Annotated in this window: 7 protein-coding genes; 4 read left to right on the top strand and 3 right to left on the bottom strand. The window is 69.7% G+C overall.

Translation table 11 applies throughout. The features are described 5' to 3' along the window. Positions 1–88: 88 nt before the first annotated feature. Positions 89–2,155: a HelD family protein gene (locus ACFV18_RS32640; RefSeq protein WP_380488945.1), complete on the bottom strand. Its 2,067-nt coding sequence runs from the start codon at positions 2,153–2,155 to the stop codon at positions 89–91. Between the two features lie 323 nt (positions 2,156–2,478). Between ACFV18_RS32640 and ACFV18_RS32635 the strand changes: the two genes are divergently transcribed. Further along, the gene (locus ACFV18_RS32635; protein WP_380488944.1) at positions 2,479–2,634 is read left to right on the top strand and encodes a hypothetical protein; all 156 of its coding nucleotides are present in this window, start codon (positions 2,479–2,481) and stop codon (positions 2,632–2,634) included. Between the two features lie 6 nt (positions 2,635–2,640). Here the strand turns inward: ACFV18_RS32635 and ACFV18_RS32630 are convergent, their stop codons facing one another. Further along, positions 2,641–4,272, bottom strand: coding sequence for a DNA repair helicase XPB (locus tag ACFV18_RS32630; protein ID WP_380488943.1), 1,632 nt, complete (start codon positions 4,270–4,272; stop codon positions 2,641–2,643). Positions 4,273–4,459: 187 nt separating this feature from the next. On the opposite strand from ACFV18_RS32630, the gene ACFV18_RS32625 reads away from it, so the two are divergent. Next, positions 4,460–5,794, top strand: a complete 1,335-nt coding sequence (locus ACFV18_RS32625; protein ID WP_380488942.1) for an ATP/GTP-binding protein — start codon at positions 4,460–4,462, stop codon at positions 5,792–5,794. After that, positions 5,791–6,429, top strand: a complete 639-nt coding sequence (locus ACFV18_RS32620; RefSeq protein WP_380488941.1) for an RloB family protein — start codon at positions 5,791–5,793, stop codon at positions 6,427–6,429. The genes ACFV18_RS32625 and ACFV18_RS32620 overlap by 4 nt, the downstream gene beginning before the upstream one ends. A gap of 20 nt (positions 6,430–6,449) precedes the next feature. On the opposite strand, the gene ACFV18_RS32615 is transcribed toward ACFV18_RS32620, so the two are convergent. Beyond that, positions 6,450–8,051, bottom strand: a complete 1,602-nt coding sequence (locus ACFV18_RS32615) for a DUF2079 domain-containing protein (protein ID WP_380488940.1) — start codon at positions 8,049–8,051, stop codon at positions 6,450–6,452. Positions 8,052–8,231: 180 nt separating this feature from the next. Here ACFV18_RS32615 and ACFV18_RS32610 point away from each other — a divergent pair, with 180 nt between their 5' ends. After that, the gene (locus ACFV18_RS32610; RefSeq protein WP_380488939.1) at positions 8,232–8,504 is read left to right on the top strand and encodes a hypothetical protein; all 273 of its coding nucleotides are present in this window, start codon (positions 8,232–8,234) and stop codon (positions 8,502–8,504) included. Positions 8,505–8,663 lie beyond the last annotated feature (159 nt).

Raw genomic sequence — 8,663 nt, 5'->3', positions numbered from 1 at the left:
TGGTGTGGAGCCTAGACACCTCCACCACACCGGAGGTCTTCACTTTGATCAAGCCCTGCACCGTCAACAACGCTTGTGGTCAATACACCTAGCCCAGCTCCTCCGGCAGCGGGTCCGTGTGGAGCACCGTCAGGCCGGACACCGCGCGGGTCAGTGACACGTAGAGGCGGCGCAGGCCGGTGCGGTGGTCGGGTTCGCCGGTGATGATCGCGGCGGGTTCGTCGAGGACGACGTAGTCGTATTCGAGGCCCTTGGCGAGGGAGGCCGGGACGAGGGTGAGGCGGGCGTCGGCGGTGGTCTCGGTGCCGGGCTCCAGCCAGGGCAGCCCCGCGGCGCTGAGCGTCTCCGCGAGGGCGGGGATGCGGGCGTCGGCGGCGATCAGGCCGACGGAGCCCTCGTGCCGGAGGGCGTCCTGGCAGGCGGCGAGGACGGCTTCGTCCCGCCCGGAGGGGACGTGGCGGATGGTCAGGGAACCGGGGGTGTCGCGGACGGAGGTCGCGGGGGCCAGGCCGGGGGCGATCGCGGGGAGGAGGCGGGAGGCGTAGGCGATGACCTCGCCGGGGACTCGGAAGCCCTGGGTGAGTTCCTCGATGTGCGCGCCGTCCTTGCCGAGGTGGTGCAGGGCTTCCTGCCAGCTGGCGGTCGCCCAGGGGGTGGTGCCCTGGGCGAGGTCGCCGAGGACGGTCGCGGAGCCGGTGGTGCAGCGGCGGCCGACGGCCCGGTACTGCATGGGGGAGAGGTCCTGGGCCTCGTCGACGACCACGTGGCCGAGCGAGGGGGTGCGGTGGACCAGGTCGGCGGTCTCGTCGATCAGGACGGCGTCGGCGGCGGACCACGGTGCGGTGCGGGCGGAGCGCGGCGCCTTGGCCCACCGGATGGTGGCCTGTTCGTCGGCGTCCAGGATGCCGTCGGCGGCGGTGGCCAGGAACTCGGCGTCGGCCAGCAGGCGGTGCACCAGCTTCACCGGGTCGACGGCCGGCCAGCAGGCTTTGACGACGGCCTTCACGGCGGCGTTGCGGGCCACCGCGTCCTGCACCCGGTCGTCGGGGGCCTCGCCGCCCTGTTCCATCTTGACCAGCACGGCGTGCGAGATCCGCTGCGGGAGGGCCTCGGCGGCAGCCCCGTAGCGGATCTCGCGGTCCATCAACTCGCGGACGATCTCCTCGAGTTCGTACGCGGGCACGCGCCAGCGGCGGGAGCCGCGGACCACCACGCAGGGTTCGGTGGGCAGGGTGATGCCGGCCCGCACCGCGTTGCGCAGCACCTGGGCCATCCGGGCGTCGCCCTTGATCCGGGCGGCGTCGGCGGTGTCGGTGCCGCGCACCTCGACGTGGCCGACGAGCTCCTGCACGGTGGCCTGGGCGACGTCCAACTCGCCGAGGGCGGGCAGGACTTGCTCGATGTACTGGAGGAAGGACCGGTTCGGGCCGACCACCAGGGTGCCGGTGCGGGCGAGCCGCTCGCGGTGCGCGTACAGCAGGTAGGCGACACGGTGCAGGCCGACGGCGGTCTTCCCGGTGCCGGGGGCGCCCTGGACGCAGACGGTGCCGGTGATGTCGGCGCGGACGATCTCGTCCTGCTCGGGCTGGATGGTGGCGACGATGTCGCGCATCGGGCCGACGCGGGGCTTCTCGATCTCCGCGGCCAGCAGCGCGGAGCGGCTGTCGCCCTCGTCCGGGTCGGACAGGTTCTCGTCCTCGTAGGCCGTCAACTCGCCACCGGTGTAGCCGAATCGGCGGCGCTTCTCGACGTCCATCGGGTCCTTGCGGCTGGCCCGGTAGAACGGCTGGGAGACCGGGGCGCGCCAGTCGATCACCATCGGGTCGCCGTCGGCGTCGTGGACGTGCCGGCGGCCGATGTAGAACCGCTCGCCGCCGCTGCCCTCGGAGTCGGCCTCGCTGATCGCGTGCAGGTAGTCCAGGCGGCCGAAGAACAGCGGGGTGTGCGCGAGGTCGGCCAGCGCCTTGATGCGCTCGTCGATCTGCTTCTGCAGCACCAGCGAGGACACCCAGGTGCCGGTGACGTCACGCAGGTCGAGCGCCTCGACATCCTCGCGCATCGCCTTCAGTGCGGCCCGGGAGGCGGCCAGGTGGGAGCGTTCGCGGCCCAGCGGATCGGTGGCGGCGAACGTGTCGGTGGGAGTGGGGGAGTGCACGGCGGACCTTCCCGGCCGCCCGGCATCCAGGGGCGGCGGACTCGTCTTGGCTCACGGTGAAGGACACCGGCCGGTTTCCGAGCGGCCGGTACCTCCCACGGCTGCCGACGCGGCACCACGGTTCGGGAGGGGCAGACGGACGATCCTAGACCCGGCGCCGTCCGGGTGCGAATCCAATTCCCGGGGACGACCCGGCCTTCGCCCCTGGGGGATCACCCCCTGACGGGCGTAGGGGTCGGTACGCCTCCAGGACGACCAACCGCCCGACAGGTACGGCCTTTCGGCTGATGCCTGCCGCCCGGATCCGCACGCACCATGGAGACATGACGAACGAACGAATGAACCCGCAGGTCAACGGCGCCCACGGCGTCTCGGAGCGCCGCCGCGGCCCGGTGGCCGCCGTCGTCCGCAACGTCGGCATCGTGCTCGACACCGCCGCGCGCGTCCTCTTCCTGGGCCGCGACGGCGTCAAGCTCTAGCCGCGCCTACAGGTCGTCCGCGTCGACGATCCGGTACGCGTAGCCCTGCTCGGCCAGGAAACGCTGGCGGTGCGCCGCGAAGTCCTGGTCCACGGTGTCCCGGGCGACCACCGAGTAGAAGTGCGCCGCGTGCCCGTCCGCCTTCGGGCGCAGCACCCGGCCCAGCCGCTGTGCTTCCTCCTGGCGGGAGCCGAAGGTGCCCGACACCTGGATGGCCACCGTGGCCTCCGGCAGGTCGATCGAGAAGTTCGCGACCTTGGAGACCACCAGCACGCTGATCTCCTTCGACCGGAACGCCTCGAACAGCTTCTCGCGCTGCGCGTTCGAGGTCTCACCCTTGATCACCGGGGCGTTCAGCGCCTCGCCCAACTCGTCCAGCTGGTCGATGTACTGACCGATGATCAGCGTCTGGTCGCCCTTGTGCTTCTCCACCAGCCGCTCCACCACCCGGCGCTTGGTCACCGTGGTCGAACAGAACCGGTACTTCTCCTCCGGCTCGGCGGTCGCGTACATCAGCCGCTCCGAGTCGGACAGCGTCACCCGTACCTCGCAGCAGTCGGCGGGCGCGATGTAGCCCTGTGCCTCGATCTCCTTCCACGGGGCGTCGAAGCGCTTCGGGCCGATCAGCGAGAACACGTCGCCCTCGCGGCCGTCCTCACGCACCAGCGTCGCCGTCAGACCGAGCCGGCGGCGGGCCTGCAGGTCGGCGGTGAACTTGAACACCGGCGCGGGCAGCAGGTGCACCTCGTCGTAGACCACCAGGCCCCAGTTGCGGGCGTCGAACAGCTCCAGGTGCGGGTACACGCCCTTCCGCTTGGTGGTCATCACCTGGTACGTGGCGATGGTCACCGGGCGGATCTCCTTGCGGGTGCCGCTGTACTCGCCGATCTCGTCCTCGGTCAGCGAGGTCCGCTTGACCAGCTCGTGCTTCCACTGCCGGGCCGAGACGGTGTTGGTCACCAGGATCAGCGTGGTCGACTTGGCCTCCGCCATCGCCGCCGCGCCCACCAGCGTCTTGCCGGCGCCGCACGGCAGCACCACCACGCCGGAGCCGCCGTGCCAGAACCCGTCCACCGCGTGCCGCTGGTACGGGCGCAGCTGCCAGCCGTCCTCCTCCAGGTGGATCGGGTGCGACTCGCCGTCCACGTACCCGGCGTGGTCCTCGGCCGGCCAGCCCAGCTTCAGCAGCACCTGCTTGATCTGCCCGCGCTCCGACGGGTGCACCACCACCGTGTCCGGGTCCACCCGGGCCCCCACCAGCGGTGCGACCTTCTTCGACCGCAGCACCTCCTCCAGTACTGGCCGGTCCGTGGTGGACAGCACCAGCCCGTGCACCGGGTGCTTCTGCAGCTGCAGCCGCCCGTACCGCGCCATGGTGTCCGCCACGTCCACCAGCAGCGCGTGCGGCACCGGGTAGCGCGAGTACGTCACCAGCGCGTCCACCACCTGCTCGGCGTCGTGCCCCGCCGCCCGCGCGTTCCACAGCCCCAGCGGCGTCACCCGGTACGTGTGAATGTGCTCCGGCGCCCGCTCCAACTCCGCGAACGGAGCGATCACCCGCCGGCACTCCGCCGCCTGCGGATGGTCGATCTCCAACAGCAGCGTCTTGTCGCTCTGCACGATCAGCGGTCCGTTCACGCCTGTGCATCCCCTTCCGCGCGGGCCAAACCTCCAGTGTGCCCCATCGCGCGAGGCCGGTCGCACGGATGATTCGGCGTATTTGTCAGCACTGAGTGTCCGCGTACGGGTGAACCCCCTAGAGATGCACTCAGAGAGCTTGTATCGTCACGTTTTGACGTGAGAGGCATCTACAAAGCATGCCCAGATGCATGTGGAGGTTGCCGTGCTGTTGCGGTTTCGAGTGGCCAACCATGCTTCACTGCGTGATGAGCAAGAACTCTCCCTGATCGCGGCGGATCGTCACCCCGAACGGGCGGAGCGTGGCGTCGACGGGGCCGGCGGCCTCCGCGTGGTTCCGGTGGCTGCCATCTACGGAACGAATGCTTCGGGCAAGTCGAATGTCATCGACGCCATCGGCTGGATGCGTTCGGCTGTCCTCTCGTCCTTCCGGAGCTGGGACCCAGAAGGCGGCGTACCTCGCCGTCCTTTCGTCCTGCGTCCCGACACCGCGTCCTGGCCATCGACCTTCAGCGTGGACTTTGTGGTGAACGGGGTCCGTCACGAGTTCGGCTTCTCCGTCGACGACGAGAAGATCCTGGAAGAGTGGCTCTACTACTATCCGGAGCGCAAGGCCAATCGTCTGTACGAACGTAAAGCGGACTGCACCGTCGCGTTCGGGCGCTCGCTCACCGGGCGAAAGAAGATCATCTCCGAGCTGTTGCGTCCGAACAGCCTCTACCTTTCCGTCGCTGCTGCCCAGAACCATGCCCAGCTGGGGGAGATCTTCCGGTGGTTCCGATCGGGTCTGCGACTGGCAACCGACAGAAACTACCGAGCGCGGATGGACAGCACTGTCCGGCTGCTGCTCGAAGAAGCGGGCGACGACAGTTCGTCGCCCGTCATGCAGCTGCTGAGGTATGCAGACCTCGGGGTCTCCGGACTGGCGGTCGAGGAACCCGATGAATCCGTGATGGACGAGTACCAACGGCTCCGTCAGGTCATGCGGGACGTTTTGGGCGACCGGGTCCGGGTCGAGTCTCCGGGCCTGCACACAGTGCGTGTGGAGCACCGGGCGGACGGCGGCGTCTTCCCGTTGGATCTGAACGAGGAGTCGAGCGGGACGAAGACCTGGATCGGGCTGATCGGGCCGGTCCTCGGTGCCTTGTCCACAGGATCGGTCCTCTGCGTGGATGAGCTCGACGCGCGCCTGCACCCGTACCTCGTGGACGCACTGGTCGGGATGTTCCAGTCACCCGAAGTGAATCGGACTGGGGCGCAGCTCATTTTCAGCACCCACGAGGCTGCGTTGCTGGGGAGGAACGTGCGAACGGAGCTCTACCGCGATCAGGTCTGGTTCACCGAGAAGGGTCACGAAACACTCTCGACCAAGATTTTCCCGCTGACGGACTTCCATGTGCGAGATTCCGTCGAGAATCTGGAAAAACGCTATCTTTCCGGGCGATACGGTGCCGTTCCGGCCCTGGACGACGAGTTGCTGGGTGAAATCGGGCGAAACGTCGTCGCCGGCAGGAACTCATGAGGCGCGGCAAGTCGCTCCAGAGAGGGAAGAGCACGCGTGCCGAGCAGCGCCGGTTCCTGATCTACTGCGAGGGCGAGTGCACGGAGTCCATGTACTTCAAGGGGCTCAGGAGCGATCTCAAGTCACTTCCCGTGACAATATGCCTGGGCGCGGACCATGGCGAGCCGAAGTCCCTGGTCCGAGCGGCGATCAGCCACAAGGACCGGGCCCCGTTCACAGCCGCCGACCGGTACACGGCCTACGACGAGGTCTGGTGTGTGGTGGACGTGGAGGCACCCAAAGCACACCCGTCACTTGACGAGGCACTCGTGCTGGCTCGGCGAGCAGGCGTCAAAGTGGCCTTGACCAATCCGTGCTTCGAGTTCTGGCTCCTGCTGCACCTCCACAACTTGACGTCCTACCAGACGACTGCGGCCGCGCAGACCGCCCTGGAGAAGTCCGGCGTGTGCGGCTACAGCGCCCAGCGGAAGCACTTGGACTACGTCGGCCTCCGCGGCCCGGGCGACGAGCGGTATATGAACGCGCGGGAGCGTGCCGGCCGACTTCGGGCACGTAGCGAGGACGCCCATCGCACCAATCCGTGGACGAACGTCGACGAGTTGGTGGACTTACTGCGGGACGCGCGCGGCGTCTGACGCACCGGGACCCGAGTCGGTCAGCCGAGGAAGAAGTTGTGGCCGACGTCCGGGGGGATGATCTCCTGGTACGGGGTGGAGCCGGGGCCGGGGAGGTGGGTGCCGGGGACGGGGGCGGGGTCGGTGTGGCGGAGGAGGGTGACGCCGTCCTGGTCGAAGAGTTCCTGGTAGCCGTGGGTGAGCAGGAAGGTGCGGTAGGCGGCCTGGTCCGGGTCCTTCTGGAACGGGAAGGCGCGCTGGGTGTAGCGCAGGATCACGTACTCCTGGCCGCGCGGGGTGCCGTCGGCCAGCATCACGTGGGTGCGGTTGGTCAGGCGCGGCGCGACCTGGTTGTCGGCCTCCACGGTGGCGCCGTCCGGGATCAGCTTCGCCGCCCGGGCCAGCGCCGCCGTCGAGGCCTTCGGCTGCCACTCGTACGGGACGGCCAGGTGGTAGAGACCGAGGGTGGCCGCGGCGGTGAGCGAGAGGACGGCGGCGGTGGCGCCCAGCGCGCGGGCCTGCCGGTGCTGCCCGCGCGCCCACAGCACGCCCAGGGTCTCGATCGCGGCGGTGACCAGAATCGGCCACAGGAACGCGTCGTAGTGCCGGGCGATCGACCAGTGGTTCGGATTGTCGGACAGGATCCGTTCCGCGAGCAGCGGCAGCGCGACGAGCAAGGTCGCCGAACGGAACGGCAGAGCCGCCGTGGTGAGCACCAGCCAGCCGAGCAGCATCGGCTTCAGCGGGCTGGAGAACGCCGAGTCCACCAGCAGCCACGGATTGCCGAGCACGTGCCGCAGCGCCTCGCCGCCGTCCGCACCGAGCTGCCCGTAGTTCCAGTAGTAGCCGGGTGCGCCGCCCATCGCCGGAATCAGGTAGGCGATCTCCACCGCGCTGGCCAGCGGACCGCCCACCAGCAACGCCCAGCCCAGCACCTTCGCCCACCGGTCCGTGCCGCCGCGCTCGCGCCACAGCAGCACCGCGCCGAACGCGCCGACCGCCAGCCCCAGATCCTCCTTGGTCGCGCACAGCAGCAGCGCCGCGAGCGCCGCCGCGCCCCAACGCCGCGCCCCCGCCCGTTCGAACAGCAGCAGGAACAGCGGGACGGCGAACCCCACCTCGTGGAACCCGCTGCGCGAGGAGATCAGCAGCGGCCAGCCCAGCCCGTACACCAGCGCCGCGACGTCCATCACCCGGGTACGGACCCGCGCGTCGGCACCCGCGAACGCCCGGCTCGCGATCCGGCGCACCAGCGGAACGCCCGCCGCGAACAGCGCCGCCTGCCCGATCAGCAGCATCCGCGGGTCGTCCCACACCCAGTACAGCGGGGCGAGCAGTGCCAGTACCGGCGAGAAGTGGTCGCCCAGCAGGGAAAAGTCCGGGGGGAACTCGTGGTGCACGCTCTTCAGCGTCGACACCGGCAGCCCGAAATGCGCGTAGCCGCGTACGCCCTGGTCGAAGATCCCGAGGTCGAAGCCGCCCAGCTGGAGCGACGTCCACTGCTGGACGCCCAGCGCCAGACAGGCCGCGAAACTCAGCAGCGTGAACAGGGCCGTCCGGCGCCGGCGGGTCAGCCGGACCCCGAACACGCGGCCGGTCGCCGCACGGGCGACGGGGGGCTGCACAGCGGGGGAAGTGGTCACGGCTCCGGTCCTGTCGGGGGCCGGCGAAGGCCCGGTTCCGGCGCGGGTGGACCCTCCCACCCCCGGCCGTTCCGCAGTCTAACCGCGACCCGTGGGACAGCCCGTCCGGATCGCCAAGCGGAGCCCGGCCTCCCGCAACAGTGACTCCCACGCGGCCGGCTCGTTGGGCAGGCCATGACCATGCGCAACCGATTCCTGGCCGGCCTCGCGCTTTCCGGCGCCGCCCTCGCCACCACCCTCGGGGCGACGCCCGCAAGCGCCGCCGGCGAGACCCCGGCCCTCGACCAGGTCGCCGACGTCGGCCAGCCCGGCGGCCTGCTCGGCACCCTCGCCTTCACCGGCACCGGCCTGCTGACCGGCGTGGAGCCGAAGATGCCGGACCCGCACGCGATCATGGAAGAGGCGAAGAAGCAGAAGGCGGAAGAGGACGCGAAGCAGCACGCCAAGAAGTGAGTACGGCCAGGGGCGCGTGGGGGTACCGCCAGGGCGTGGAGGTACCCCCACGCGCCTCGCCTGCCTAGGTGTATTGACCACAAGCGTTGTTGACGGTGCAGGGCTTGATCAAAGTGAAGACCTCCGGTGTGGTGGAGGTGTCTAGGCTCCACACCACAC

The sequence above is a fragment of the Kitasatospora sp. NPDC059673 genome, from assembly GCF_042734215.1.
Taxonomy (GTDB): Bacteria; Actinomycetota; Actinomycetes; order Streptomycetales; family Streptomycetaceae; genus Kitasatospora.
Note: the sequence above shows the minus strand (reverse complement) of the source record. Positions and strands in the feature narration are given on the sequence as shown.

Bases quoted from the DNA above. Each gene is read 5' to 3' on its own strand.
- ACFV18_RS32635 (WP_380488944.1), top strand. From the start codon at position 2,479: ATGACGAACGAACGAATGAACCCGCAGGTCAACGGCGCCCACGGCGTC.
- ACFV18_RS32625 (WP_380488942.1), top strand. From the start codon at position 4,460: ATGCATGTGGAGGTTGCCGTGCTGTTGCGGTTTCGAGTGGCCAACCAT.
- ACFV18_RS32620 (WP_380488941.1), top strand. From the start codon at position 5,791: ATGAGGCGCGGCAAGTCGCTCCAGAGAGGGAAGAGCACGCGTGCCGAG.
- ACFV18_RS32610 (WP_380488939.1), top strand. From the start codon at position 8,232: ATGCGCAACCGATTCCTGGCCGGCCTCGCGCTTTCCGGCGCCGCCCTC.